The following is a 26,560-nucleotide window of genomic DNA, read 5'->3' as shown; positions in this document are numbered from 1 at the left end:
GAGATTTCCTGTCCGAACGTTCTTGTCATTTCATTCATTTATATTGTAGAAAATGGACGATCCATTTCATACAACTTTTGATAACGCTTGTTTTCTTTTAGTAAATCCTGATGCTGCCCCTGCATCTCAATGCGCCCGTCTTCAATAAACATGATGCGGTCACATGCCTCACAGCCAGTCAGGTGATGGGTAATCCAAATAACTGTTTTCCCTTTTAACACACGGAAAATGGTTTCAAGCAATTCACGCTCTGCCCGCGGATCAAGCCCGACGGTCGGTTCATCTAATACAACAACCGGCGTGTCCTGCAGCAAAATCCGAGCTAACGCCATACGCTGTCTTTCTCCACCTGAAAATCGAACCCCTGTCTCCTGAACACCTGTGTGATACCCTTCTGGCAAAGACTCGACGTCATCATGCAGCTGCACTTGTCTAGCTGCTTCTTTTACCTGCTCTTCTGTTGCCTCTGGAGATCCTAAACGAATATTGTTTAAAACAGACGTATCGAATAAATATGGCTGTTGATTGAGCACAGATACATAGGCAGACACCTTCTCTTGAATGCTTTGAACCGGTTTTCCTTGAATGCTGACAGCCCCTTGATTTGGAACAACTGCCCCTTCTAACAATTTCAAAATGGTTGATTTTCCTGCACCGCTTTTTCCTAAAAGCGCGAGTGATTCCCCTTGCTTCAGAGAAAATGACAGGTCTTGAAGGACATATTGATGCGTGTCATATCGAAAGGACACTTGATCAAAACAGACAGCTTCATCTTGAGAAATGGCTGACTGATCCACTGCCTCGCTTTCAGTTTCTCCTTCATATGACTGCTTTTCATAATGATGTAATCTGCTGACAGCATGCTGATAGACGGGAATATCGCCTGCCGCATCTGACAGTGGAAGAAAAGCTTCTGTTAAAGGAAACAGCACAAGTACAAAGGCTGCAATCAGTGTGTGTGACATGGATCCTGACTGAACGACGGAGCCGCTCCAATACACAACAAGCACGACAGCTCCTCCAATCAAGAGCTGTGCAAAAAATTGACGCACGCGGATAAATCGGTGTTTCGCTGCTTCAAGCGCTAACAGCTGTGCTTCTTTCTGTTCATAACTATCAACAAAATCTTTCTGCCTGCCGCTGAACAGCCAGTCACTAACGCCCATGACCGCATCTGTTAAATGGCTGTACAGTTCATTTCTGCCTTTTTTCATTTGAATTTGTCTTGCCCGGTTCACAAGCACTGTGACGTATGGGAAAACGAATACGAGAAGTGCCATATAAAGCAGCATCAGTCCAGCAAAAGGCCATGAGAAAAGGCCAAGTGCTCCAATGGATGCGGCATATAAAAGCAGTGCACCGATGGATGGAAAGATGGTTTTTAAATAGGCGTCCTGCAGTCTCTCCACATCATCTGACAAGAGACCAAGCATTTCACCTGTCCCAAGCTTTGTCTGTTTGGCACTTCGTTCAGCCATGTCATAGAGGCGTACACGCATTTTTTCAATCATTGTCAAAATGAGCTGATGGCTTGCCAGCCTTTCTGCGTAGCGGGCAGCAGAGCGCGAAATACCAAAGGTACGTACAGCCACAATTGGGACGTAGACCATGAGTATATTCTCAGGTCTTGTGGCAGCTTTTGAAATGAGAAATCCCGACGTGTACATCAGCATAGAAGCAGAGAATACCGCAATGGCTCCTAAAAATAAAACCAAGGCAAACAGCTTTTGATTCTCCTTGATATAAGGTATAAACCAGCCTTTACTGACCATGTGTGACCGCCCCCATTTGCTCCTGTACCAATTGATAATACACACCTTTTCTTTGCATTAATGATTCATGTGTCCCCATTTCTGCGACGGTTCCTTGATCCATGACAATGATTTCATCCATGTCCGGCATCCAATGGAGCCTGTGTGTCGCTAAGAACACAAGTTTATGTTCAAACAGTGGAAGCATTGTTTTCTTCAGTTCATACTCTGTTTCAATATCGAGATGCGCCGTTGGTTCATCTAACAGCATAATGGACCGCTGGCCCAGCACAGTTCGAGCAAGCGCAATTCTTTGCGCCTGTCCTCCGCTTAGCTCTCTTCCCTGTTCTCCAATGACCTCATCCAAGCCATTTGGCAGCTGCGTAACCAGCTGAGATAAGCCAGCCTCATGTACAGCTCTTTCCACTTCTTCGTCTGTTGCATTCGGTTCATAAAAACGAATGTTTTCTTTTAATGTCATGTGAAATAAATAGGGATGCTGCGGCATATAGACAACTTCCTTTTGCCATTCGTTCATCTGTAAATGAACAAGCGGCTGGCCGTTTAGCGTAATTTGACCTGAAGACGGTTCAACAAAACCGCCGAGGACATCGGTTAATGTCGATTTCCCTGAACCACTGGCACCAATGATGCCGATTTTTTTCTTCCCTTTGACAGTGAGATCCACATCCTGAATGGAATAAGGGGCATGTTCATCATGCTGGACACAAACATCCTGCAGCGTGAGTACGGATTGTTCATCCCACTTATTCAGCTGCACAGATTGTGTCTCCTGCGTACGAAAGCCCTTTTCTTCTAAAATGACCTGCATGGCTTCATTCGCTTCTTTTCCATTTAACGTCGCATGATAATCATTTCCCACTTCACGTACCGGCAGGAAATACTCCGGCGCCAGCATAAGCGCCGTCAAAGCCGGCAATAACAGAAGCTCTCCTTCAATTAATCGCAAGCCAAGAAAAACAGCGACGGTTGCAATCGATAGCATGGAAAAGAAATCGAGGGCAAACGATGACAGAAAGGCAACCTTCAGTGTGCTCATGGTCGCTTTTCGATATCGCTTTGACACCTCCGCAATATGACGGGAGTGTTTTTTGCTGATACCTAAGTAACGAAGCGTCTCAAGGCCGCGGAGAGAGTCAGTAAAATGATTGGATAATTTCTCATACGATCTCCATTGTTTGGCCGCTTTACGCTGAGCAACAAGGCCTAGCAAAATCATAAAAATAATTAAAATTGGCAGCGTCACAATTAAAATGACGGCTGATGTTTCATCTAATGTCCACACATAGATAAGGACCATCGCCGGAATCACTGCCATGTTCACCATTTTCGGCAAAAACAGCTGTAAATACTGACGGTATTGAGCAATTCCTTCCATTGCTAATGTGACAAGCTTTCCTGTCCCTTTTTTCTTTGCGAAGGCAGGCCCTAATCGAAAGAGTTGGTCTAGCAGCTGCTTTCTGACGTCTGCTCCAATTCGGGAAGAGTAGGTAAACATGACCTTCTCCCGAATCAAGGTGAGACCGTGCCGCAAAACAAAGGCAGCAAGAAACAGCATGACATAAGGCGTTGCCTGCGAGAGGCTTTTCCCGTCAAACAGCGTTGTAATGGCATGTGCCAGCCACTGTGCTTGGAAAATAATACTTGCTCCTTGGATGAGTGACACAATACCTAAGAGGGCAAGAAGCCCTCTCATTCCTTTTAATTGAAGCAAACGTTTATCCATTAGTAGGTCATTGGCTCCTTGCCGCTTACACGTTTACGGAAGACGTAATAGCTCCAAATTTGATACCCAAGCACAAAGGGCAGCAAAGAAACAGCAACAATCGTCATGACCGTCAGTGAATAAGATCCAGAGGCAGCGTTTTGAATTGTGAGATCAAATGAATGACTGATTGAACTAATCATGACGCGTGGGAACAATGCAGTGAACAGCATAGACACCGTCACCATGATGCCTGCGCCTGTGAATAAGAATGTCCAGCCATCACGTTCTTTTCTCATCAAAACAAGGGCAGCTACATAACAAACCACAATCAGCACAGTTAATGGAATGGTGATGATCGGGCGTACAGTATAAATATCTGTTTCAATGATGGACACACCGACAAATATAACAAGAACAGGGAGTGCAATGAGCAGGACACGCTGGCCTAGTTTTCTTGCACGGTCTCTTAAGTCACCCTCTGTACGAAGTGTGACGAAAATCAAGCCATGCAGCAGACAAAGAACCGTCACAGCTAACCCGCCGATCACTGAGTAAAGATTAACAAAGTCCGTAAATCCAGCGTACATGTTCATGTCTTGATCAATTGGCATCCCGCGTAAAATACTCGTGAATAACACACCGAGCAAAAACGGCGGAAGCAGACTGCCAAAGAAGATCACCCAGTCCCACGCTTTAATCCAAGAGGCTTTCTCAACCTTCCCTCGGAATTCAAAGGCGACGCCGCGCCCAATGAGCGCTAAGAGGAGAACCGCAAACGGAATATAGTATCCGCTGAACATCGTGGCATACCAGTGAGGAAATGCAGCGAAAATAGCGCCGCCGGCAGTAATTAGCCAGACCTCATTCGCATCCCAGAAAGGACCAATCGTATTGATTAAAATGCGGCGCTCGTGCGCGTCCTTTCCAAGCAGCTGCATGGACATCCCGACACCAAAATCAAATCCTTCTAAGAAGAAAAATCCAACAAATAATACTGCGACAAGAATAAACCAAATCTCGTTAAGATATGCCATGATATGCGCCTCCATCAAATGGATCTGTAGACAGGTCCGTTTCATCCTTTTGATCTGTATCCTCTTCAGAATGTGCACCTTTTTTAATTTCTCGAATGAATAAGTAGGCAAGCAAAATGGCAAGAATCAGATACATCGCCGTAAAGCTAATGACTGAGAATAACAGCATGCCATACGATACGTTCGGTGAAATCGATTGAGCTGTCGTCATCATACCAAAGACGGTCCACGGCTGACGCCCGATCTCAGTCATGATCCAGCCGGCTGAATTCGCAATAAACGGGAACGCAATCATCCCTACCATGAAGCGTAAAAACCATTTGTTTGTTTCGAGTTTCTTTCTAAAGCTTAAATACAAGCCAATCATACTAGCAAAAATCATCAGCATGCCGGCACCGACCATGATTCTAAAGCTCCAGAATGTTGTTTTCACTGGCGGAATGTAGTCTCCGGGACCAAACTTGGCTTCATATTCTTTTTGAAGTGTCAGCATACCTGGAACATCTCCACTGAACTTCGAATATGCCAAATAACTTAAGGCAAACGGAATATTGATCTCCGCAGAGTTTTCTTTTTTATCTGTGTCAATGTTGGCAAATAGTGTCCAAGCCGCTGGATCTCCACTATCCTTCCAAAGGGCTTCACTTGCTGCCATCTTCATTGGCTGTGATTTCATTAAGTGCTTCGCTTGATCATGTCCAGAGAACGCCACACCTAAACCAGAAATTAAAGCAAGGACCATCGCAATCTGGAATGATTTTTTGAAAAAGGCGATTTCTTGTTTTTTGATCATTTTATAGGCACTAACTCCTGCAATAAAGAAAGCTCCTGTTGCCAGTGCACCAAATAGAACGTGCGGGAACTCAACCCAAAGCTGCGGGTTCGTCACAAGAGCGCCAAAATCATTCATTTCTGCACGGCCATTTTTAATGGCAAATCCAACTGGCTCCTGCATAAATGAGTTAGCGAGTAAAATCCAAAACGCCGAAAAGATCGTACCAAGAGAAACAAGCCAAATGCACAATAAATGAATCTTCTTCGGCAGACGATCCCAGCCGAATATCCAAAGTCCAATAAATGTAGATTCAAGGAAAAAGGCCAAAAGTGCTTCAATGGCAAGCGGTGCACCAAAGACATCACCGACAAACCTTGAATAATCTGACCAGTTCATCCCAAACTGGAATTCCTGCAGAATCCCTGTTACCACACCTACTGCAAAGTTAAGTAAGAACAGGTGACCCCAAAACTTCGCCATCTTTTTATAGATGTCTTTTTTCTTGACGACATAAAGGGTCTGCATCAATGCGACGATAAACACCAAACCTATTGACATAGGAACAAAAATAAAATGAAATAATGTCGTTGAAGCAAATTGAAATCTTGCTAAAAACAGCTCACTCACAGCCTTACATCCTCCCTTACTTTCACATGCCGAACGATTCATGCTCACCATTTCACAAAATATTCACTATTTGTTCAATGTTTCACAAATAAAAGTCCATTTGAAATGGTTCACTCGGTGAAATTTTACTCTTGATTTTCATTCGGTTAGTTATTTATACCTGTACTTTACACCCATACGCTTCAAAAATAAAGTAAATTTTACCTAAAAATTGGATGGTATTGTGTCAGTTGTTTGAATACTTTGTCAAGAATATGTGACGGAAAATAAACAACCGCAAAAAAAATAGCGCTGCACGTGGGCCGCAGCGCTGTGTTTCTATTTTAAGCTTTTTTCTGTAAAGCAGGTCTTGTGACTTGGACTTCATAGTACGTAATTTTGTTTTTTAATAGGCCTTCAGGTTTCGCTTTTCCATGAGCGTGTGCATCACCAAATGCCTGAGATTTTGTCCAGTTCACAAAGTCTTCTTTTCGATTCCAGCGGGTATGAATGGTCACTTCATCGTAATCGGTTGTCTGCTGTGTGACCCAGACTTCCATGCCTAAAAATCCTTCCATGAATTCTACTTGTCCCTGCTTGTTAAAACGCTTGACGAGGTGGTCTGCACTGCCTTTTTCTACTCTAACCTGGTTGTTTACAATGATCATGTTTGGTTCATCTCCCTTTTGTTGTTGGATCGAAGCGATTGGGATAATGAGCGGATGCTCTCCATCTAGGTGAACCTCTGCCTGAATCCCAAACACCTCTTTGAAAAAGTTTTCTGTTAATACTTCCTTTGGTGTCCCTATTTGGTAAACCTGACCACGCTTCATCGCAATCAGGCGGTCACAATATTTTGCTGCCTGCTGCAGGTCATGAAGAACCATTAAAATGGTGATCCCATGTGTTTCATTCAGCTGTTTGAGCAGCTCCAGTAAATCAAGCTGGTGCGCAATATCTAAGTAAGTGGTAGGCTCATCCAGAATAATCGTCTCTGTCTTCTGAGCCAGTGCCATGGCAATATACGCCTTCTGCCTTTCTCCGCCTGACAATGTATGCAGCATCCTGTTTTCATTCACTCGGCTATTTGTCACTTCAAGCGCCCACTCTATCGCTTCCTGATCTGTCTTCGAGCTCTTTTTCCAGATCGAACGATGCGGACTGCGTCCAAGGGCAACCAGCTCACGTACTGTCATCGATGGGATGGCTGTTCTCGTCTGCATCAAAACGGCGATTTCCTGTGCAATCTCCTGTGCTGTCATTTCTTTTTGCGGGATATCGTGAATATAAATCATGCCGCTTTCAATCGACGTAAGACGTGCGGCCGCTTTAATAAACGTCGACTTCCCTGACCCATTTGGTCCAATAATGCCTGTTACACTTCCTTTAGGCACAGCTGCTGAAATAGACGACAGCCGAAAGCCTCCTTGACTCAGACTCACGTCATCCATCGCAATCACATCCAACTTAACCCCTCCCTTTCTTTTTTAATAAATAGAGGAAGAAAGGTGCACCGATACAGGCCAGCAGAATACCAACAGGCAGTTCAACCGGTGTAAACCATACCCGTGCTGCTGTATCAGCAAAGACCACAAGTACGCCGCCGCCAAGCATTGAGATCGGCAGCAGGTACCGGTAGTCATCTCCAATTAAAAGGCGGATAAAATGAGGAACGACAAGACCGACAAATCCAATTAAACCGCTCACGCTTACAGCTGCACCCGCCAAAAGCGCTGCCAGTGCAATTAAGAAAAATCGGGTTCGCTCGACTCTAAGGCCGAACAGCTGCGCTGACTCATCACCAAGCAAAAGAAGATTTGCCGGCTTGATCGCAAAAAAACAAAGACACAATCCAGCAATCGCATAAGGTGACACAAAGCTCAGATGATGCCAGCTCCGTCCATTTAATCCTCCTGATAAAAAAGGCAGAACGGCCTGCACACGCTCACTATAAAGCACCATAAATCCATTCATGACTGCACCAAGCAGGGCATTGACTGCCACACCCGCCAGAATCAATTTCAGTGGTGAAACCCCTTGATCGAACGACAAAATATACACAACAAGTGCCGCTAATAAAGCGCCAAGGAAGGCAGCCGCTGGAAGCAGATATGTGAATTGCGGAAACACAATCATGCTGAGTACAGCGGCTAACCCGCCGCCGGCGGTCACACCGATGATCCCGGGGTCAGCGAGTGGATTTCGGACGACTCCTTGTAAAATGGCTCCTGATGCTGCGAGACAGGCCCCGACGATGAAACCTATGAGAACGCGCGGCAGACGTAAATCCATAACGATTTTTTCATGGACTGGCTGGCCTGATCCCGTCAAAGCAGCGATTAAATCTGGCAGCGATAATTGAACAGAACCTAAGGCAAGCCCTAAACAGATGCCCACACCTAGCGAAAGAAGCAGTCCCGGTATCAGCCATCTTCGTCTCGACTGTCTTTTTTGAAAATCTAACTCTGCATTCACCTTCATGATGACAATCGCTTCAATCTCTTCTCTAGTTCATCAATCGCCTTTATGACGTCTGCGCCTGGATTCGTCCCGAATAAATCACTAGGCAGAATCTCCACGCGGCCATTCTTGACAGCAGATACATCGTGCCATGCTGCATTCTGTTTCATTTCACTCATAAAGCCTGCTTTCACATCTTCAGGATTGCTGTGTGTCATGAGCAGAATGAGATCAGGATCGGCTTCGATCACCTTTTCTGCATTGATTTGAGCGTATTGAGGAAATTTTTCGAGTGCCGGTTCATTCTCAGCAATGTTTGCACCCCCAGCGATGTGCAGCAAATCTCCGCTTAAGGATTGCGGAAGTGCCGCCATATATGTGCCGGGTGCACCGTACACAACGAGTGTTTTCACTTTTTTCTTGGGCTGCTTGACCTGCTTCTTCCGCTCATCAATTTGATCATTGAGTGCTTTAGCCTTTTGCTGCTTTCCGAGCAAATCCCCAAATAACGAGATTTGACGCTGGATATCTCTCACTGAATTGGCGCTTGTCAATAGAAGCTGTGATCCAATTCCTTCTATTGTAGAGATGTCCTTGCTGTTTAATTGTTCATTTCCAAGCACCACATCAGGCTTTAAGCTTGTGATCAGCTCTACATCAAATTGATGCGTTGTGCCAATCGTTTGTACGGACTTTGCCTTTTGTAAGCTGTCTGGTAACTCGGCAGTTGGCCGGCCGACCGCCTCACCGCCTAAAGCATACAGAATACTCATGTCCCCGGTCGACAAGGCGACGATACGCTGAGGGGATTCATCAAACGACAGCGTTCTTCCGGTAAAATCCTTTATCTTCAGCGCTCCTTGCCCGCTTCCTTTCTCTACAAGTGCTGCCTGACTGCATCCCCCGAGGAGAAGCATCAAGACGAGTCCCGCTAAGATCACATGTGAAAATTTCAACCGTCTGTCTCTCCTTTTCTAGTAAACTTTCTTTAGCTTTGCCTGTACCACGAGACGCCCGCTTTTAGGTGCAAGCACATGATCACAGGTCGATAAGGTGAGGATGAGGTCATCTGTGGACACGTCTGTCTTCGTTTGATAGATTGATTTCTTCCTCACAGCTTGCAAGTAGTGCGCATATTCGCCAAGATCTTGAAAATCGGTTTGAATATAATCGAAGTCAACCGTCGTTTCATACACGGCAAAAATCTCCGCTTCATAGCTTTGATACAGCGTATCGTACTGAAATGTCCGGTGCTCTTGGAAGAAATCTTTTTTTAGATAGTTTGTGAGTCCAGCAAACATGGATCCATCCCTCATCCGATGGCCGTACACCACTGTATTGGGGCTTTCTTGCAGGACGTCATTACGATAATCCATAAAGATACTGCCTGCCCGGGTGTCGTTTTTTAAATAATTGCGAGTTAAGTAGAACGCATTATCGTGAGATTGAACGATCGGATACTGAATCATCGTGTCCTTCATATTGATCCAGCCGACAATGTCCTCATTCACCTTCCGCAGCTCATCAAATGACGAACGGATCTTTCCCGGCTCCCTTTTCTCAGTCATTTCTTCTTCATGTCCATACATCGTCTGAGCCTTTGCAAGCACCTGGCGATTTTGATAATAACCGAAAAGTTCGAAGCCGATGGCTGTCCCGCTATAAATAAATACACCTAAACAAACGATCGTCAGCATCTGCTGCCAAAGCCGTTTTCCTCGTTTCACACTGTCTCACCTGCTTTTTGCCCAGCTTATATACCAACAGGCACGATGTACATCCCTGTTTCTGCATCCTGTCTAATCGTGACGGACACATCATAAATGTGCCGCACGTTTTCCTCTGTTAACACATCGCTTGGCTGTCCTTCACTGATAATCTGTCCATCCTTCATCGCTATGATGATATCGCTGTAGCGGACAGCCTGATTCATGTCGTGCAGCACCATGACAATCGTTAATCCATGCACGGCATTCAGTTCACGGATCAGCTCAAGAATGTCAAATTGATAGTAAATATCCAAATAAGTTGTCGGTTCATCTAAGAAAAGGATCGGTGTTTTTTGCGCAAGTGCCATCGCAATCCATACACGCTGCCGCTCTCCACCTGACAGTGAGGCGAGCGGCACCTTTCGTTTGTCCGTTAGCTTTGTACTGGACAGCGCCGACTCTATCGCTCTCTCATCCTCTTCCTTGTCTCCTCCGCGCATCGTCTGGTACGGCGTTCTGCCGAATGCCACGAGCCGTTCGATCGTTAAATCAAGCGGCGCTTCATTTTGCTGATGGACGACAGCGAGCTTTTTTGCCAGCTCCTTTGGCTTGAACGTATTCAGCGTTTGCCCGTCTAAGTGAATTTGCCCTTTATTTGGACAATGATTATTCGCCATTAAGGAAAGCAGTGTGGATTTTCCCGAGCCATTTGGACCGATAATGGTTGTGATTTTTCCCTTTTCAATCTTTGTTGTGACTGATTGAACGATGTCCTTCTGCTGGTCATATGAGAATGACACCTCACGAATGTCCATGGAGACGGTCCCCCCTTCTTAATAAAAAGATCAGAAACGGCCCGCCAATCACGGCCATGATCGTAGAAGCAGGAATCTCATTTGGCGCCACAAGCGTCCTGCCAAGCGTATCAGCCGTCAAAATAAGCAAAGCCCCGCTTAACGCAGAAAATGGAATCAGTACCCGGTGATCCGAGCCGACAAGCCTTCTTGAAATGTGCGGAATGAGCAAGCCGACAAAGGCTATCACGCCCGCTACTGCAGCTGTCACCGCCGCAAGTAAAACGGCTGTGATGGAAATCAAAAGGCGCATTCTGGTCACACGCAATCCTAAATTTTTCGCTGTCTTGTCCTGAAGAGCCAGGAGGTTGCACCATCTGCTGAAGAAGAGTGCAACGACAAGGCCGGCGACACCATAGACACCGATTAAACGGACATCTCCCCACGTTTTCATCGTGAGATTCGACTGTCCCGACTGATTAATCGTGATATTGAAATAGCTGCAAATGGTCACAAATGCTTCAGCCATCCCAGTAAACATGGCATTGATGGCGATCCCAACCAAGATCATGCGGATCGGGCTTAAACCACCCTTCCAAGACAGAACGTACACGAGGAAACACGCAATAGCTCCGCCTAATACCGAAAATAAAGGAGAGTAGAAATAAAATTGAGGAAGCGCTGTAATCGCCATTAATGAAAAGAAGCTGGCTCCTGATGAAATGCCAATGACGCCGGCATCAGCTAACGGATTCCTCATGACCGACTGCAGCAGTACACCGGAGACAGATAAGGCGGCCCCTGTAAACATCGCGATAAGCATGCGGGGAATTCTCAAATCTTTAATGATTTCTACCTGTGCATGTTGACCGGTGATGAGCCCTTCTAATAATTCAATTGGGGTGACATGAATGCTCCCAGTAATGGCTGAATAAATAAACACGCAGACCAGTAAGAGACTGACTATCAGAAATAAAATCCCTGTTTTTTTCATCTTGAACGTCCTTTTATCATTAAGATTCGCCGCTTATGACGGATACAACATACGAGTCAATTCATCTAATGCTTCTGCTGCCTTTAAATTGCCTGTTGTCCCGAATAAGCTTTCTTCGAGGTCATACACCCGGTCTTGTTTGACCGCATTGAAATGTTTCCAGATGTCATTTGTTTTGAATTCTTGATCAAACATTTGGACGACTTCGTCTGGCATCCCATGTGCGGCCCGGAGAATGATATCTGGATTGGCTTTTTGTAAATATTCCGTATTGGATGCCAAATACTCCATTTTCTCGCCTTTGACAATATTCTTTCCTCCTGCGATACGCACAAGATCACCAATATATGAATTCTCTGTCGCCACCAAATAACTGCCTGGCACACCAAGTAAAATCAGAACGGACGGCTTGCGTTTTCCTTTCGTCCTCTCTTGAATGTCTTTCTTTTTTTGCTCAAACTCAGACACAATGCGTTCAGCCTGCTTCTTTCTGTCATACTGATCTCCAAGCTTCGTGATGGCCTTCTCCATGTTAGCCATGCTCTCGAGATTTAGGTATGTGGCAGGGACACCTGCTTGCTGAAAGGGTGTCTCTAAATCATATTGAAGGGTTGTGACAGACAGGACATCTGTCGGTTGAAGTGATTGGATGATTTCCATGTCCGGGCTCATTGGGTTACCGACTTCCGGCAGTCCTTTGTAACGAGCTGGCAAGGATTTTTGACTTGTTGGCACCCCGACAAGATCCACCTCTAAAGCATCCATGATCTCCGCAGCAGCTACAGTCGTTGCTACAATGCGCTCACTTGATTCAGCGCTTTTTTTGCCTTTTGCTGAGCTTTCAGCTGACTGTGAGCAGCCCGATAAGATCACGCACACACTGAGAGCAGCAATCAAGGTACATAACATTCGATGCTTCAAAAACAGAAGCCTCCTTTCGAAAAAAGAGAGTGGATGCGCCGAGGTAAAAGGCGCATCTCACTTAAAATAAAACGAATTATCTTGTCCGTGTTTGATATTTTCTGACGAGTACGAATAACGAACCGCCGAATAAAAGAATATACACCCAAAGAAGAGAGGCATCTCCCGTTTTCGGATTCAGCTGTCCAGACTCAGATTTGGTTTGATCATCTGATGGCGTAAAGGTCATCTGCTCCGCACCCGTTTCCTCAGGTGCTGCATTCTCAAGTTGATTTGTTTGAGAATCGTGATCATTTGGATTTTTGACAAAGCCGATACTCTCATCGTCTCCAATGACCTCATGAATCCCGCTTCCCTCACCAGGAGCGATTCCTTTTGTGTCATAGACAATTTTGACATCGTACTGCTCATGGTAGTTCGCAGCTGGAATATCAATTTTTACGCGTGCAGCCTGAGCTCCACTTAAACTTTTTGCTTCATATTGAATAACGCGTGTATCTGCTTTTTCATCTGTTTTCGCAACAAGAGTCTCTTCAAACTTTCCACCTGTTCCTACTTGGAATGACGTGATGGCTGAGCTGTTCTTCACTGTATATGAAACGAAGTGGCGGCCATTTTTTACAACCAGTGTCGCAGGACTCACAACGTAATCATTCATGCGGGAAAGCTCATCCTTGTCTGCTTTCTTCATTGAGAAAGGAAGCTTGTATACACCATCTTTTAGCTGAGCCGTCTCTTGATCTGCTCCGCCGTTATTCGTTTCTGTTGTTGGTGTGTTTGGTTTTGGTGTTTCTGGTGCAGCTGGTGTTTCTTCCTCTACCACCTGCCCGTCCTTCACTGGAGCGATACTCTTTGAATCAAATTGAAAACGAATATCGTAGGTTTGGTCATAGTTAGCGGCTGCTACTACAATGTGTACTATTCCTTTGACCTCGTTTTTCAAATCATCTACATCAAATGAAACCACTCTTGTATTCTTTGCTTCATCCTTGCTGACTGTTTTGGCTTCTTGATAAGAACCGTTTTTCTCTGTTTTTAAAGAAGCGACAGACTTATGGTCCTTCACCGTAAAGGAAATGGTTTGCTTTCCATTTTTGACAGTTAAGGATGCAGGGTGTGAGAAGTAATCACTCATTCGAGATGCCTCATCCGTATCCCCTTTTAGCACACTGTAATTAATACGATATACGCCATCTTTTAATTGATTTTGCGCAGAATCATCTGGTTTTGGTTTTGTGCCATTGTTATTGCCTGGTGTTGTCGGTTGATCGTCTGGTTTTGTACCGTTTTGGTCATCCGGCTTTGTTTCGTTATCGTCTGGCTTTGTACCGTTTTGGTCATCCGGCTTTGTTTCGCTATCGTCTGGCTTTGTACCGTTTTGGTCATCTGGCTTTGTTTCATTATCGTCTGGTTTTGCAGGCGTAACGAGTGTTAGGCTGCTTTGATCAAATGCAAGCTGTACGTCATATGCTTCGTCATAAATAAAGCCGCCTAAATCCCAGTAAATTTTCACCCAGCCGTTTAATTTCGCTGATAAGTCGTCGACATTAAATTTGATCACACGTGTATTGGCTGTTTCGTCCTCACTGACCGTTTCAGTGGTAACGAGAGCACCATTTTGTTCGACCTTGAAATCTGTTATTTCTTTGCTTTGCTTCAGTGTGACATAGGCTGTTTTCTTGCCATTTTCCACAATCAGCTTAGCTGGCTTTTCTGTATAGGTATCCATCATGGACGCTTCTGTGCTGCCATTTTTTAAAATGGTGAATCCGACTGTGTATTCACCATCAACGAATGATGCCGCTTGAGCTGTTCCTTGAGGAATCTGAAACGCAGTCAACAAACTGAATAAAACGAGCAGAATGGCTGCCTTTAGATGAAAAAGACGTTTCAAATGGTGACACTTCCTTCCGTTAATGCTTGATGATCCACTTTCTTGCTAAAAACCCGCCTGAACATAAGACAAGCACAAGGAGCCACCCTGTTTGGCTTGTATCACCAGTTTGGGGATTTTCTTCTTGTTTCGTTGTGGATGAATCAGCTTTGTTCGTTGATTCTTTTGATGGCTGCTGACTTTCTGCTGCACCCGCTGATTGATCTGCACTGTTAGACGAAAGTGACTTGATGCTGCTTTCATCAAATTTCAGCTGAATGGTGTAATCATGATCATAATCAGCAGATTTCACAGTGACATGAATTTTTGACGTGATTGGTTTAGACAAGCTTTGAGCCTGGAACTGAACAAGCCTTGTATTGGCTTTTTTATTTGTTGAGAGAACGGTTGTATCGACATAGCCGCCATTTCCTGGTACTTTAAATTCCGTTACCCAGCTGCTATTTTTAATCGTCATTTGCACTGTCAGGTTCCCATTTTTCACTATCACTTTTGCTGGCTTCAGCCAGTAATCATTTGCCATTGAGACCGCATTTCCTTCAGCTTTCAGCACTGTATAATTGACGGAGTATGTACCATCCTTTAATGCGGCAGCCTGTGCGTTTGAAAAAGGCAGCATAAGTGCCAGTAAAAAAACCGCCATGAAGACTGACAGCCTCATTCTTTTTTTCATCAAGCGAATTTCCTCCCTTTCTATTGAACAGATGCCGCATCAAACTTGAGGCGAATGTCGTAATTGCCTGTATATCCGATGGCCGGTACAGTCACACTCACTTTTGCTGGTACGACCTCAGTCAGGCTGTTCACATTGAATTCTACTGTCCTCTTATTCGCAGCTGTATTTGTACTAATCACCTTCGCATCTTTGTAGACACCTTGATCGAGCGTCTTAAAGCTTGTGATCCAAGAGCTATTCGTTAACGTGACTTGTGCTTTGATTTTTCCATCCTTGACGACAAGCTTGGCTGGTTTTTCGAAATACGTATTCGCTGTTGAAGTCGAATCGCTATCAGCCTTCCAAACCACATATTGCGCTGAATATTGACCATCTGCTAAGCCAGCTGCTGAGGCTGAGCTAACAGGAGCTAGAGCAAATAATAAAACAAAACTAAGGAATAATAATACGGGTGATGTTGAACGAATGACTTTCATGTGAGCCCTCCTAAATGATATTGATAATTATTCTCAATAGACAATAAAAAAAATAACCTTCATAAGTGCTGGAACACACTTATAGATGATTATGATAATCATTATCAATTGAGTTGAAAAAATAAATCTTTGCTTCCTAAAGTCAAAGATGTCTGCTTCTAAATGATGGATTGATAAGAGTTTTAGGCAATCTGTCCCATTCATAATACCATGGCATAACCTCCATTCCATTACAGGGAAAAGAACCCTCTTCTCCTTGATATTATATAATGGGTGAAATAATTGTCAATATCATTTTTCATACTATTGTCTTAGTTTTCTGGAAAATCACACAAAAAAATTTCGATCAGACACACTGATCGAAATGGATTAAGAAGGAACATGTTCCTCCATTTTGCTGTTTTTACGCTCTAAAGACCAAGCATACATTTCACGAATAATCGGTTCAATTTTCTTCCCTTGCACCGTTAATTCGTATTCAATCCGCACTGGAATGTCGGGATATACTTTTTTCTCAACAAGTCCCTCAGCTTCTAAATCCTTCAGCCTTTCTGATAGTAATCTTCCGCTGATGTTCATTTCATTTTCAAGCTGACAAAAACGCTTAGGCCCTGTCAGAAGCTGATTGATGATGAGAATGACCCACTTCTTGCCTAGAATCTCCATGGCATCTGTAATTGGGCAGCCATCTACTTGTGCCATATCTTACTCCCTCCTGCTTTTTTCTCTTTTTTTCATTATAACATAATTAATTACTTGAAATAAGTCACTAACTATTATATAGTTTAGTTACTAAAAGTAACAAGGTATTCATTTTTTATAGATTTTCAAAAACATTTGAACATGCCGATGCATATATCATGAAGGAGATGACCGAGCTTGAAGACAATTGAGCAGCTAAGGCTGGGTGTGACAGAATTACATGTGTCCAGCTTTGATCGTTCTTTACCTTTTTATACAGACATTTTAGGATTTTCTATATTAGAAAAAACAGATTCCACGGTGACACTTGGCAGCAATGCAAAGGAACCGATTCTTTTGTTAAAAGAAGATGCACAGCTCAAAGAGAAGCCTGATCATGAGCCAGGACTTTATCATTTTGCTGTTTTATTACCTACCAGAAAAAACCTGGGCACATGGCTGGCACATGTGATCAAAAAAGGCTATCCTTTAATTGGAGCAAGCGATCACTTTTTCAGTGAAGCCATTTATTTAAGTGATCCTGACGGCATTGGCGTAGAAATTTATGCGGACCGTCCTCAGGACATTTGGGTAGGTGAGCATGGAGAACTGAAAGGTGGCGGAAATTCACCGCTTGATGGAGATGGACTCCTGCAGGAAGCCGCTGATACCACATGGGAAGGACTCCCTGCGGGCACAGTGATGGGACACTTGCATTTCCATCTCAACCCAGAAGAAGCAGATCCTTTTTATGTCCATACGCTCGGTTTTCATATCCGAATGGCTCCACCAGCAAGCCTATTTATCGCCGCTGGTGTATACCACCACCACCTTGCCTTTAATGCATGGGGACGCGGACGAAAAGGAGCCATTGATCCACGTTTCTCAGGAATTAGAAGCTATACACTGGTTTTCCCAGAAGAAGCAGACAGACAATCCGTCATCGAACGCCTGACAAAAGCAGGCACCCTAGTCAACACGACAGGAAAAAGCAGCGAATTTGTTGATCCATTTGGCGTTCTCGTTCGTTTACAGATTGAAGAAACAGACTAAAAAGAAGGTGCAGAATATGGACAAACACACAGAGCTTAAAACAGCCATATTAAAAGATAAAATCAAACGAGTACAGCAAGAAGACGGGTATATATATATCACTGGACCCATTAAACTGCCAGTGAATTTAGACGGCAGAACCGTCATGTTTAACTGGTATTCATGGTTAAAAGATGATGGAAAAGAGCCATTGTCGGATGAAGCTTTAATTGAAAGCCTCTCGTCCCGCCAGCTTGCTGATCATCAGCAGTCAAGCGTTCTTGTATATGGGGATTTTGAGCATGCTGACGAAGCTCTTATCCGCATGCATTCCATTTGCCACACTGGCGATATTTTCGGAAGCAAGCGCTGCGACTGCGGATTCCAATTGAAGCAGTCTATGCGAATGATTGAGGACAATGGAGCAGGAGCCCTGTTTTACTTAGCCAATCATGAAGGCCGCGGCATTGGTCTTTTCAGTAAAGCCATGGCTTATATTCTTCAAGAAAACGGCTATGATACAGTAGAAGCGAACGAAGCACTTGGTTTTGAAGATGACACACGTCAATACGAAGAAGCCATTGCCGTTCTTCAAACACTTCGTACAAAGCCGGTCAGACTCATTACCAATAACCCGAAAAAGACAGATGCGATCAGCCATGCAGGTTTATCTCTTTCTGGACGCATTCCGCTTTGGGGAGATGTCTCTGAATTTAACGAAAAATACTTGCAGACAAAAATCAACCGCTCAGGTCACATGAAGGCGGAGCAAGAGGTGCGTACGATTGCCACATCATGAGCGATATATGAAGCTAGCCCTTGATAATGCACGGGCAATGAAAGGTCAGACATCTCCGAATCCGCTCGTCGGGGCTGTGATTGTGCGAGAGAATGAAATTGTTGGAGTCGGTGCTCATATGAAAGCCGGTGAACCGCATGCTGAAATTCATGCACTTAACATGGCCGGGGACAAGGCAAAAGGAGCCACGATTTATGTGACCCTTGAGCCTTGTTCCCACCATGGGCGCACAGGCCCTTGTGCGGAAGCACTTGTGAAAGCCGGCGTCGAAACCGTTGTCGTGGCGGCACTTGATCCAAACCCGCTTGTCGCTGGCCGCGGGATTGCCATTTTACAAGACGCGGGTATCCAAGTCATCACGGGCGTACTTGAACAGGAATCCATTCTAATGAATGAAGTATTTAATCACTTTATTACGAAAAAAACACCTTTTGTGACGCTCAAAGCGGGCATTACCTTAGATGGGAAAATCGCCTCTTCCACGTCTGACAGCAAGTGGATTACATCTGAGACATCCCGTTATGATGCTCACCATATCCGCAGTATCAATGATGCGATTTTGGTCGGTGCTCAAACCGTCATTCACGATGACCCTTCATTAACTGCGCGGATTCCAAATGGAAACAATCCGATTCGAATTGTCTTAGACTCAAAGCTGTCAACACCACTGACAGCAAAGATCGTCACCGATCAGATGGCACCTACATGGATTTTTACAACAAAGCAAGCCGATGAGGAAAAACGAGTGGCCTTAGAAGAAGCTGGCGTTCGTGTCTTCATGACAGACAACGACACGCGGGTGCCCCTGCAAGAAGTGCTTCAAGTGCTGGGAGAAAAAAATATCTCCTCTCTCATGATTGAAGGCGGCGGCCAGATTAACGCCTCGTTCTTAGAACAGCAGCTTGTAGATAAATTGGTCATCTATATGGCGCCTAAGCTCATTGGCGGACGACTTTCCCCTTCCTTTTTTGGAGGCGAAGGCATTCGCCTCATGAGTGATGCCATTGAACTGGATCAACTCACCGTGGAACCACTTGGAAAAGATATTAAAATAACGGGCTATCCCGTTTATCAATAACAAGTAGGCTGTCGAGAAAATCTCGACAGCCTTATTTTTGTCTTCTAGTCTCTTCTCTCTAAAAACTCAATTCGATTCCCAAAAGGATCTTCTACATAAAACCGATTGGCACCCTCCAATGGCTCATCTTCTTTTATACTAATCTGATGCTTCAATAATACCTCTTTTAATTCCGATAGGCTCTTTACAAGAAAAGCTGGATGAGCTTTCTTTGCAGCTTGAAAATGTTCCTGAATGCCAATGTGAAGCTGATGATGACCGCATTGGAACCAGACACCTCCGCGTTTAGCTAAATTACTAGGCTTAGGTATTTCTTTCATCCCTAAAATTTCGCCAAAAAACAAACGAGCTTTCTCTTCACTGCCTTTTGGGGCAGCTAGTTGAACATGGTCGATTCCAAAAAAGTTTGACATATTCCCTCTCCCTTTCTTTTCTCAATTGGTTTTCTATGTAGGGTTTCTTAAGTTTTGCGTTGCTGAGCAATATTTGATTCTTACTTCATTGGCGGGCTTGATACTTTGAGTCTTTCATTGAGGTGTTTCTTACGATGTAGGGTTTGAATGACAATTTTAAAAAACAGAACTCCCCTGGTCATGAAAGTTCTGTCTATCTAAGTGTCTCTTATAATAACAGTTGAAACCAAGACATATCATGTCAAGGTGTATGGGCGGTGATTCATTTTGGTGAAACTTGTCGTAAAATGTTTCATGTGAAACATTGATCGTTACTTCCCTTCGACCAGCCTGCCAAAGCTTTCTGGTGAAAGTCCCGATGAAATGCGGACGCGGTGCAAGGACATCATGCCTTGTTCCTTCTTCGCATGTCCTGGTTCAGTGGTGACAGCCATTTGATATCCAGCTTCCTTCGCCAGCTTCAACGTCTCTTCATTATAGCGCCCGACAGGATAGCTGACCATTCTCGTACGCTGAGAAAACCGCTGATCGAAGAATGTCTTTGATCCTTTTAACTCATCTTCCTGCTGCTGCTTTGATAATCGATTGAGCTCTAAATGATGAATCGTATGACTCTCAATCGATATCCCATGTGCCATCATCTCATCCATTTGCTCATCCGTTAAGTGATTTGGACGGCCAATGGATTGCTCAATCATGAAAATCGTTGCTTTCATTCCATACTGCTTTAAAATTGGAAATGCCTTTGTATAGTTATCCGTATATCCATCATCAAATGTAATGAGGACACTCTTCTTACTTGGCATCGAATTTGTTGTGAAAACGCGGTACGCCTCTTCTGGCGACAGTGTGACATAGTCATTGTCCTTCAGCCATTTCATATGAGATGCAAATTCGCTCTTTGGCACACGTAACGAGTTGCCGCTTGAGATACTATGATACATCAAAATCGGGAGCTCGACCGGCTCCTTTTGCTTCATCCAGGTTTTTGTCTCTATCACTGCCGTTTCTTTTTTCTGCTGAATCTCTTTTGTTTGTAATGGACCCTTTTCCTCTTTGACGACTTGCTGGCTTCCTTCCGCCTGCTCCTTCATTCCCATACAGCCCGAAATGAGCAGCAGCATAAAACCAATCGTCATCAGCCTACATGTTTTCTTCATTCACCAATCCTGCTTTCTCTTTATCTACCGAATGATTATAACAGAAATTGGTTATTCATTGACAACTATTTTGACAGGGTATTCATTTTTTTACACATTTCGATCATTTCGATGGCGAGCAGATGAATGGTCTCTGTTGTGAGCATTTGATCTTCTGCGTGTATCAGCAGTAAAGAAAACGGAAGCTGTTCACCTGCCGCTTCTTTTTGAATCAGCGACAAGTGCAGGTTGTGGATGCTTCGAAACGCTTCCTCCCCTTTTTCGATCAACTGCTGCGCTTTTTCAAAATCATCAGCTCTTGCTAGACGAATCGCTTCTACATAATGACTTCTTGCCTCGCCTGCATGGGCAATGATTTGAAAGGCTGCTCCCTGCATTTCCTCTAATACCGTCATCTGCTTCTCCTCCAATTATTTAAGATTCATTTGCTAGTTTCAGTGCATGCTCTAGAATTTTTTCTCCGTTTGCTGTTCCGTATAATCTCACATTGACGACATCGACAGGGATTTGATAAGGTGCCGCTGTTTTTTCTGCTGCTTTTTTCATAAAACTAACTTGCGGTCCAAGTAAAATCGCCTGTACATCCTCTCCATGCTCTTCTAGTTCATCCGCAATGGCTCCTTCAGGTATAGCATAAATATAGTAATCCAGTCCTTTAGCTTCTGCGGCAGCCTTCATTTTGGACACCACAATGGACGTTGACATTCCTGCTGCACAAGCGAGAATGATTCGTTTCATTTCTCATCACTCCTATTGATAAATGACTTCTGTTTCAACTGTCAGTTCCCTAGTTTTGATTAATGTCTGATACCAATACGCAGATGCTTTCAGCTGACGATTTCGTTCATTCTCCAGCTGGATTTCGACTAATCCGTAGCGGTTTTTAAAGGCATTCATCGGTGAGACATTGTCTGTAAATGCCCAAAGCATATAGCCTGTGCAATTTGATCCTTCTGCTTTCGCTTGAAGTGCCCGCTTCAAATGCTGGCTGATAAATGAAATGCGATACTGATCATCAATGATACCGTCTTCTGTTTTAAACCGTTCTTCCTTTTCGACACCCATGCCATTTTCGGCCACAAACCACTCAATATTTCCGTATTCTTCTTTTATTCTCATCCCCATATCATAGACAATCTTCGGGTAGATTTCCCAGCCTCTGAAAGGATTCATTTTTCTCCCTGGAAGCTCAAACATATCGTAATAATAGGATGGATGAAAAGGTGTTCCTTCGTTCCAAGCCTTACTCGGTGCCTTGACACGATGCGGATAGTACAAGTTAAGCCCAACGACATCCACCGTATGATTCTTGATGATCTGAAGCTCTTCCTCTGTAGAATCGAAAAGAATATCATGCTTTTTCAACACATCGATCAGTTCCTCTGGATACTCCCCTTTGATGGAAGGATCTAAGAACATTCGATTAAAAAACAAGTCATACATACGTGCCGCTTCTTGGTCATGCGGGGCAGACGATCTTGCATACGTCACTTCTGGATTGAGAATCACGCCGATTTTGGCTCCTGCCGATTCCTTCAAACCCATCTCCTGAAACAGCTTCACTACTTTTGCTGTCGCTAGTGCTTTATGATAGTTCCACTGCATCCATTTCTTCGTATTTTGCTCAAACGGATATCGGATGGCATCTAGATAAACACGTGTCTGGACAACAATCGGTTCATTAAAACTAAACCAATGCTTGACCCGGTCTCCGTAGCGCTCAAACACCTTTTCTGCATAAAGTACAAACAGCTCGACAACATGCTTTGATGACCATCCGCCGTACTTCTCAAACAAAACGGCAGGAAGCTCATAGTGCTCTAAGCAAAACATTGGTTCTACACCTGCTGCGATTAATTCATTGATCAGATCATCAATGTAACGAGCATAGGCCTCATCCACTATCCCATTCTCGTAATCTATGAGAAACCTCGACCAATTGATCGATGTCCTGTAATGTGTCAGCCCAATCTCTTTCATTAAGGCTACATCTTCAGGGTAGCGCTCGTAAAAGTTTGTCGCACCAGCAGGACCATAGCCTTCGTGCCACACGTGATATCCTTCCTTATACCATAAGTCGATGTACGAGTCCTGATGCGCCCGCTTTCCCTTCCATCCCTCGGTCTGCCAAGCAGAAGCCGCAGCACCTAGGATAAAATCACTTGGAATCTCAATTCTGTTCATGTCGCCGCCTCCCTTTTCTTCGTCTGAATGTTTATTCTGAATCTGGTGCTGCTTCTGGCTTGCGGTTAGACAAGAGAACAAACGGTAAATAGATGAAAACAGCAACCACAATACAGATAAGCTGTGTGATGACAGCGCCCATACTGCCAGCGGTGGACAGCCATGCATTCACAAGCGGCGGTGTCGTCCACGGCACCATCACGACCGCTTTTCCAGCGAATCCTGTAGCCGTCGCAATATAACCAATCGTACCTGTCACAAGCGGTGTGACGATAAATGGAATCGCCATCACAGGGTTTAGCATCACAGGTAATCCAAAAATAACGGGTTCATTGATGTTGAACAGTCCGGGTCCTGATGAGAGCTTGGCAATACTTCGCATCTCTTCCCTTCTCCCAGCAATAAAAATCGCAACCAAAAGACCAATGGTCACACCTGAACCACCGATGCTCATATACACATCCCAAAACGGCATCGTGATGATATTCGGTATCTCTTTTCCCTCTTGAAATGCTGTCATATTCACTGCAATCGATCCTAATAAGAGCGGCTCCCGGATCGGCTTAATCATCTGGTTGCCATGGATGCCGATCACCCAGAAAAATTGCGCCACAAACATCAACGTTAAAATCCCAGGCAGCCCCTGTACAACACTTTCTAAAGGACGCTGCACCACGTTATACACTGCTTCATGCAAATAAATGCCTGTCACACGATGAAATGCAAAGCCGAATGAACTAATGATTGTAATTGTAATGATGGATGGGAAAAGTGACGAAAAAGATGTTGCCACATTCGACGGAACCGAATCCGGCATCTTGATTTGCAGCCATTTCACCTCGGTCAGCTTACAGAAAATCTCCACAGATACGATCGCAATGATCATCCCTAAAAATAAGCTTTTTGGATCAGAAAATTGTCTTGCCAACACGTCAACAACCTCACGCATCGATCCATCGACTTCAAGAAGAAGTGTCGTTGGAATAACAGATATAAATGAAATCAATGCCATCAATCCTGGGAACAGAGACTTGTGACCGTTGATTTTCCCAAGCTCAATCCCAATGAGGAACACAGCCCCAATGGTTAAAAAGTTCAGCGTGGCATAATTGATTGCCTTCATAATAGGCTGAAGCTCTGCTAAAAACCTGAATATCTCAAAATGAGCAAGCCCTGTCTCCGGGCTCATAATCATATTCGCCACCAGTACAGCAAAAGCTCCTGTAATGATGATCGGCATCAGTGTGACAAATGCCTGTTTAATCGCCATAATATATTTCTGGTTGGTGATGCGATAAGCCACATGCCCCATGACATCTGCCGCTTTCTCCTTGAAGCTCATGATCCGTCTCCCCCTTTGCAAAAACTCGTGATCATCCTCCTTTTTGATGTTATTTTAAAAGCGCTTTCATTAACATCTAATCTTTTTCCTCACAGATGCGGAAATGGGTGCCGCGTTTTTTCATTTGAATGCTCCAATACTTGAAGCGCAGCTGCCAGTTCTTCAAATGAAGCAGCTTTGATGAGTTGTTCCACCACTTCCTTCCGTTCTGTCAGCCGCACAAGAAATTGATAAAGCGACTGTAATTCTTTTTGATACGTCTTCTGGATGCTTAACAAGCATACGACTTGTACTCGATCTTCTCCCCACAGTACCGGCTTTTTCAACGTACAGATCGCACAAAACGTGTCATCTGTTGCCGGTTTAATTGGATGAGGAATCGCAACCAAATGACCGAAAGATGTGGGTGATACTTGCTCTCTTTCTAACAATAATTGTTCAAACTCGTCTGGGATTCGATGCTGCTCCTTTAGCACGTTCACAAAAAATTGAAGAACCTCTTCCCTTGATTGGAGATCTTGCTGAAAAAATGTCAGCGCCGGACTCACATACCGCAAAACTCCTGTATCCTGTGAATTCTGCACAAATCGTTTCAGCCGCACAATATCATCGTCACTTAGAATCGTATGTACATCAATGACTGGCACCGGCAATGTATTCTGAAGCGGAATGGTACTAATAATAAAATCAATGCTTCTTAAATCATACAAAGGAAGTTCCCCGACACTTGCAGTTCCAGCGATCTCCAGCCTTCCGTTAAAAGCTGCCGTGAGTTTATGAAGAAGAAGCTGGCTGCTGGCGACACCCGTCGCACACACAATAAGACATGTCTTTCTTACATGCTGTGATTTTGTCCGCTCGATTGCAGCCCCAATATGAAGTGCCAAATATCCGATTTCATCCTCAGGAATCTCAACACCCTCTTTTTCCTTCAGCCATCTGCCCATATAAACACCCGCCTCAAACGCAATGGGATAATGCCTTTTAATGTCTGGTAAATAAGGATTTCGGATGTTCATATCGTATCTAAAACGATGAATGGCAGAACGCAAATGAAGACTTAAACCAACGATCAGCTCCTTATCAAACTGAATATCAAGTGACATGTGCTCCTCTACATAAGCAAGCAATTGGTGAGTGAAACGAAAATGGTCTTCGTCCAGCAGATGAAATAGCGTATGGCCAGCCTCTCCATATGCCATCATCTTTGCTCCCATTAAGTGAATCGCAATGTACGCCATTTCAGATAACGGAAAATCAATCGCTAATACGCGGCGAATATCTTCTGCCATTTGTTGAGCTACCTGAAAAACTGGCTGCACTTGAATTTCTCTCAATTCCGCTTCTGGCATCTTGACCAGCTTTTTTTCTTCAATTCGTTTGCATGCGATGGCAATGTGGGTCACTAAATTACTTAAACCGATTTCTGATAGATGAAGTCCGGTAGCTTTTGTACGTGAACGCACGATGTCCTGAATCAATTGATACGTTTCTTCAGGTAACAGTGCAGCATTCGCATGCTCCTGCTGAAACACATGCTCTGCCATACAATATCTTAATTTCATTTCATCGCCTGTCAGACGAAGGCCATATTTAGGCCGGTGCGATATAGAAAGTCCATGCAATGAAAACAAGTGCCTGACAGCTTTCAAATCATTTTTCACTGTAGATTCACTCACAAATAATTCCTCTGCCAATCCCTCTAATTTGATATAGTCTTCTGACAGAAGCAGCCTTTTTAATAGATAAGCCACACGGTCCTCAGGCTGATTGGGAATGGACGGTTCCTTTTTCTCATTCCTTTCTCTCAGTGAGGTTTTCAAAAATGTACGAAATGCTCCATAATCTTCAACGCTCAATGTATACCCTGCCCCGCGTTTAATATGCAGTGCGGCACCATGTTCTTCTAAGATCACTTTAAGCGCTTTCATATCTGTGCGGATGGTTCGTGATGTGACTCCGATCACACGTGCAATTTCTTCACTTGTCAGTTCCTGCTCCGCTTGCATCAATCGTTTCAGAAGCTCCTCCTGACGTAGAGATAGCATGGGC

At 44.2% G+C, this 26,560-nt stretch carries 25 protein-coding genes; 3 read left to right on the top strand and 22 right to left on the bottom strand.

The genetic code is table 11. The features are described 5' to 3' along the window. Positions 1-38: 38 nt before the first annotated feature. The 15 genes from cydC to ASE42_RS01700 all read right to left on the bottom strand — a co-directional run bounded on the left by cydC (position 39) and on the right by ASE42_RS01700 (position 16,521). Positions 39-1,772: a thiol reductant ABC exporter subunit CydC gene (gene cydC, locus ASE42_RS01770; RefSeq protein WP_056765403.1), complete on the bottom strand. Its 1,734-nt coding sequence runs from the start codon at positions 1,770-1,772 to the stop codon at positions 39-41. Beyond that, complete coding sequence (gene cydD / locus ASE42_RS01765; protein ID WP_056765402.1) at positions 1,762-3,498, bottom strand: thiol reductant ABC exporter subunit CydD; 1,737 nt, start codon at positions 3,496-3,498, stop codon at positions 1,762-1,764. Before cydD ends, cydC begins: the two co-directional genes overlap by 11 nt. Next, positions 3,498-4,514, bottom strand: a complete 1,017-nt coding sequence (gene cydB / locus ASE42_RS01760; protein ID WP_041108365.1) for a cytochrome d ubiquinol oxidase subunit II — start codon at positions 4,512-4,514, stop codon at positions 3,498-3,500. The genes cydD and cydB overlap by 1 nt, the downstream gene beginning before the upstream one ends. Further along, positions 4,501-5,916 (bottom strand): cytochrome ubiquinol oxidase subunit I, encoded by a 1,416-nt coding sequence (locus ASE42_RS01755; protein WP_024423881.1) that lies wholly within the window; start codon positions 5,914-5,916, stop codon positions 4,501-4,503. The genes cydB and ASE42_RS01755 overlap by 14 nt, the downstream gene beginning before the upstream one ends. 323 nt (positions 5,917-6,239) lie before the next feature. After that, positions 6,240-7,355 (bottom strand): heme oxygenase, encoded by a 1,116-nt coding sequence (isdG, locus tag ASE42_RS19405; protein WP_414730817.1) that lies wholly within the window; start codon positions 7,353-7,355, stop codon positions 6,240-6,242. 7 nt (positions 7,356-7,362) lie between these two features. Then, positions 7,363-8,376 (bottom strand): FecCD family ABC transporter permease, encoded by a 1,014-nt coding sequence (locus tag ASE42_RS01745; protein WP_056765399.1) that lies wholly within the window; start codon positions 8,374-8,376, stop codon positions 7,363-7,365. Continuing rightward, a complete protein-coding gene (locus ASE42_RS01740; protein ID WP_041108371.1) occupies positions 8,373-9,311 on the bottom strand; it encodes an ABC transporter substrate-binding protein in 939 nt (312 codons plus the stop codon). The genes ASE42_RS01745 and ASE42_RS01740 overlap by 4 nt, the downstream gene beginning before the upstream one ends. Positions 9,312-9,329: 18 nt before the next feature. After that, complete coding sequence (gene srtB / locus ASE42_RS01735) at positions 9,330-10,082, bottom strand: class B sortase (protein WP_056765398.1); 753 nt, start codon at positions 10,080-10,082, stop codon at positions 9,330-9,332. A gap of 26 nt (positions 10,083-10,108) precedes the next feature. Further along, complete coding sequence (locus ASE42_RS01730; protein ID WP_056765397.1) at positions 10,109-10,879, bottom strand: ABC transporter ATP-binding protein; 771 nt, start codon at positions 10,877-10,879, stop codon at positions 10,109-10,111. Further along, positions 10,866-11,852 (bottom strand): FecCD family ABC transporter permease, encoded by a 987-nt coding sequence (locus ASE42_RS01725; protein WP_024427509.1) that lies wholly within the window; start codon positions 11,850-11,852, stop codon positions 10,866-10,868. Before ASE42_RS01725 ends, ASE42_RS01730 begins: the two co-directional genes overlap by 14 nt. A 33-nt stretch (positions 11,853-11,885) precedes the next feature. Next, the gene (gene isdE / locus ASE42_RS01720; protein WP_056765396.1) at positions 11,886-12,773 is read right to left on the bottom strand and encodes a heme ABC transporter substrate-binding protein IsdE; all 888 of its coding nucleotides are present in this window, start codon (positions 12,771-12,773) and stop codon (positions 11,886-11,888) included. 76 nt (positions 12,774-12,849) lie between these two features. Continuing rightward, positions 12,850-14,667, bottom strand: coding sequence for an NEAT domain-containing protein (locus tag ASE42_RS01715; protein ID WP_056765393.1), 1,818 nt, complete (start codon positions 14,665-14,667; stop codon positions 12,850-12,852). 19 nt (positions 14,668-14,686) lie between these two features. Next, the gene (gene isdC, locus ASE42_RS01710; RefSeq protein ID WP_056765390.1) at positions 14,687-15,340 is read right to left on the bottom strand and encodes a heme uptake protein IsdC; all 654 of its coding nucleotides are present in this window, start codon (positions 15,338-15,340) and stop codon (positions 14,687-14,689) included. A 20-nt stretch (positions 15,341-15,360) separates the two neighbouring features. Further along, positions 15,361-15,819: an NEAT domain-containing protein gene (locus ASE42_RS01705; protein ID WP_044334343.1), complete on the bottom strand. Its 459-nt coding sequence runs from the start codon at positions 15,817-15,819 to the stop codon at positions 15,361-15,363. Positions 15,820-16,188: 369 nt separating this feature from the next. Continuing rightward, entirely contained in the window at positions 16,189-16,521 is a 333-nt protein-coding gene (locus ASE42_RS01700) for a winged helix-turn-helix transcriptional regulator (RefSeq protein WP_025093788.1), read from the bottom strand. Between the two features lie 177 nt (positions 16,522-16,698). Here ASE42_RS01700 and ASE42_RS01695 point away from each other — a divergent pair, with 177 nt between their 5' ends. Genes ASE42_RS01695 through ribD form a run of 3 tightly spaced genes read left to right on the top strand, consistent with a single transcriptional unit; the run spans position 16,699 to position 19,409 of the window. Further along, positions 16,699-17,553: a VOC family protein gene (locus tag ASE42_RS01695; RefSeq protein ID WP_056765383.1), complete on the top strand. Its 855-nt coding sequence runs from the start codon at positions 16,699-16,701 to the stop codon at positions 17,551-17,553. A 16-nt stretch (positions 17,554-17,569) separates the two neighbouring features. Beyond that, the gene (locus ASE42_RS01690) at positions 17,570-18,331 is read left to right on the top strand and encodes a GTP cyclohydrolase II (RefSeq protein WP_024427515.1); all 762 of its coding nucleotides are present in this window, start codon (positions 17,570-17,572) and stop codon (positions 18,329-18,331) included. Further along, complete coding sequence (gene ribD / locus ASE42_RS01685) at positions 18,318-19,409, top strand: bifunctional diaminohydroxyphosphoribosylaminopyrimidine deaminase/5-amino-6-(5-phosphoribosylamino)uracil reductase RibD (RefSeq protein WP_056765382.1); 1,092 nt, start codon at positions 18,318-18,320, stop codon at positions 19,407-19,409. The genes ASE42_RS01690 and ribD overlap by 14 nt, the downstream gene beginning before the upstream one ends. Positions 19,410-19,453: 44 nt before the next feature. Here ribD and ASE42_RS01680 read toward each other — a convergent pair whose 3' ends face one another. From ASE42_RS01680 to ASE42_RS01650, 7 genes are all read right to left on the bottom strand, one after another. Next, positions 19,454-19,822, bottom strand: coding sequence for a VOC family protein (locus ASE42_RS01680; RefSeq protein WP_024423896.1), 369 nt, complete (start codon positions 19,820-19,822; stop codon positions 19,454-19,456). A 311-nt stretch (positions 19,823-20,133) separates the two neighbouring features. Next, positions 20,134-20,982 carry a polysaccharide deacetylase family protein gene (locus ASE42_RS01675; protein ID WP_056765381.1) on the bottom strand — a complete coding sequence of 283 codons (849 nt, stop codon included), beginning with the start codon at positions 20,980-20,982 and terminating at the stop codon, positions 20,134-20,136. A gap of 65 nt (positions 20,983-21,047) precedes the next feature. Further along, positions 21,048-21,377 carry a PTS lactose/cellobiose transporter subunit IIA gene (locus tag ASE42_RS01670; RefSeq protein ID WP_024423898.1) on the bottom strand — a complete coding sequence of 110 codons (330 nt, stop codon included), beginning with the start codon at positions 21,375-21,377 and terminating at the stop codon, positions 21,048-21,050. A gap of 19 nt (positions 21,378-21,396) precedes the next feature. After that, entirely contained in the window at positions 21,397-21,720 is a 324-nt protein-coding gene (locus tag ASE42_RS01665; RefSeq protein ID WP_024423899.1) for a PTS sugar transporter subunit IIB, read from the bottom strand. 12 nt (positions 21,721-21,732) lie between these two features. Then, positions 21,733-23,166 carry a glycoside hydrolase family 1 protein gene (locus ASE42_RS01660; RefSeq protein WP_056765380.1) on the bottom strand — a complete coding sequence of 478 codons (1,434 nt, stop codon included), beginning with the start codon at positions 23,164-23,166 and terminating at the stop codon, positions 21,733-21,735. Between the two features lie 31 nt (positions 23,167-23,197). Continuing rightward, a complete protein-coding gene (locus tag ASE42_RS01655) occupies positions 23,198-24,508 on the bottom strand; it encodes a PTS sugar transporter subunit IIC (RefSeq protein WP_024423901.1) in 1,311 nt (436 codons plus the stop codon). An 89-nt stretch (positions 24,509-24,597) separates the two neighbouring features. After that, complete coding sequence (locus ASE42_RS01650) at positions 24,598-26,556, bottom strand: BglG family transcription antiterminator (RefSeq protein WP_056765378.1); 1,959 nt, start codon at positions 26,554-26,556, stop codon at positions 24,598-24,600. Positions 26,557-26,560: the final 4 nt, after the last annotated feature.

It is taken from the genome of Bacillus sp. Root920 (assembly GCF_001429445.1).
Lineage (GTDB): Bacteria > Bacillota > Bacilli > Bacillales > Bacillaceae > Bacillus > Bacillus safensis.
This window is presented reverse-complemented; position numbering and strand designations above follow the sequence as displayed.

Bases quoted from the DNA above. Each gene is read 5' to 3' on its own strand.
- ASE42_RS01705 (WP_044334343.1), bottom strand. From the start codon at position 15,819: ATGAAAGTCATTCGTTCAACATCACCCGTATTATTATTCCTTAGTTTT.
- isdC (WP_056765390.1), bottom strand. From the start codon at position 15,340: ATGAAAAAAAGAATGAGGCTGTCAGTCTTCATGGCGGTTTTTTTACTG.
- ASE42_RS01745 (WP_056765399.1), bottom strand. From the start codon at position 8,376: ATGAAGGTGAATGCAGAGTTAGATTTTCAAAAAAGACAGTCGAGACGA.
- ASE42_RS01730 (WP_056765397.1), bottom strand. From the start codon at position 10,879: ATGGACATTCGTGAGGTGTCATTCTCATATGACCAGCAGAAGGACATC.
- ASE42_RS01655 (WP_024423901.1), bottom strand. From the start codon at position 24,508: ATGAGCTTCAAGGAGAAAGCGGCAGATGTCATGGGGCATGTGGCTTAT.
- ASE42_RS01660 (WP_056765380.1), bottom strand. From the start codon at position 23,166: ATGAACAGAATTGAGATTCCAAGTGATTTTATCCTAGGTGCTGCGGCT.
- cydC (WP_056765403.1), bottom strand. From the start codon at position 1,772: ATGGTCAGTAAAGGCTGGTTTATACCTTATATCAAGGAGAATCAAAAG.
- ASE42_RS01650 (WP_056765378.1), bottom strand. From the start codon at position 26,556: ATGCTATCTCTACGTCAGGAGGAGCTTCTGAAACGATTGATGCAAGCG.
- ASE42_RS01675 (WP_056765381.1), bottom strand. From the start codon at position 20,982: ATGAAGAAAACATGTAGGCTGATGACGATTGGTTTTATGCTGCTGCTC.
- ASE42_RS01670 (WP_024423898.1), bottom strand. From the start codon at position 21,377: ATGACGGTATTAGAGGAAATGCAGGGAGCAGCCTTTCAAATCATTGCC.
- cydB (WP_041108365.1), bottom strand. From the start codon at position 4,514: ATGGCATATCTTAACGAGATTTGGTTTATTCTTGTCGCAGTATTATTT.
- ASE42_RS01680 (WP_024423896.1), bottom strand. From the start codon at position 19,822: ATGTCAAACTTTTTTGGAATCGACCATGTTCAACTAGCTGCCCCAAAA.
- cydD (WP_056765402.1), bottom strand. From the start codon at position 3,498: ATGGATAAACGTTTGCTTCAATTAAAAGGAATGAGAGGGCTTCTTGCC.
- ASE42_RS01725 (WP_024427509.1), bottom strand. From the start codon at position 11,852: ATGAAAAAAACAGGGATTTTATTTCTGATAGTCAGTCTCTTACTGGTC.
- ASE42_RS01665 (WP_024423899.1), bottom strand. From the start codon at position 21,720: ATGAAACGAATCATTCTCGCTTGTGCAGCAGGAATGTCAACGTCCATT.
- ASE42_RS01690 (WP_024427515.1), top strand. From the start codon at position 17,570: ATGGACAAACACACAGAGCTTAAAACAGCCATATTAAAAGATAAAATC.
- ASE42_RS01700 (WP_025093788.1), bottom strand. From the start codon at position 16,521: ATGGCACAAGTAGATGGCTGCCCAATTACAGATGCCATGGAGATTCTA.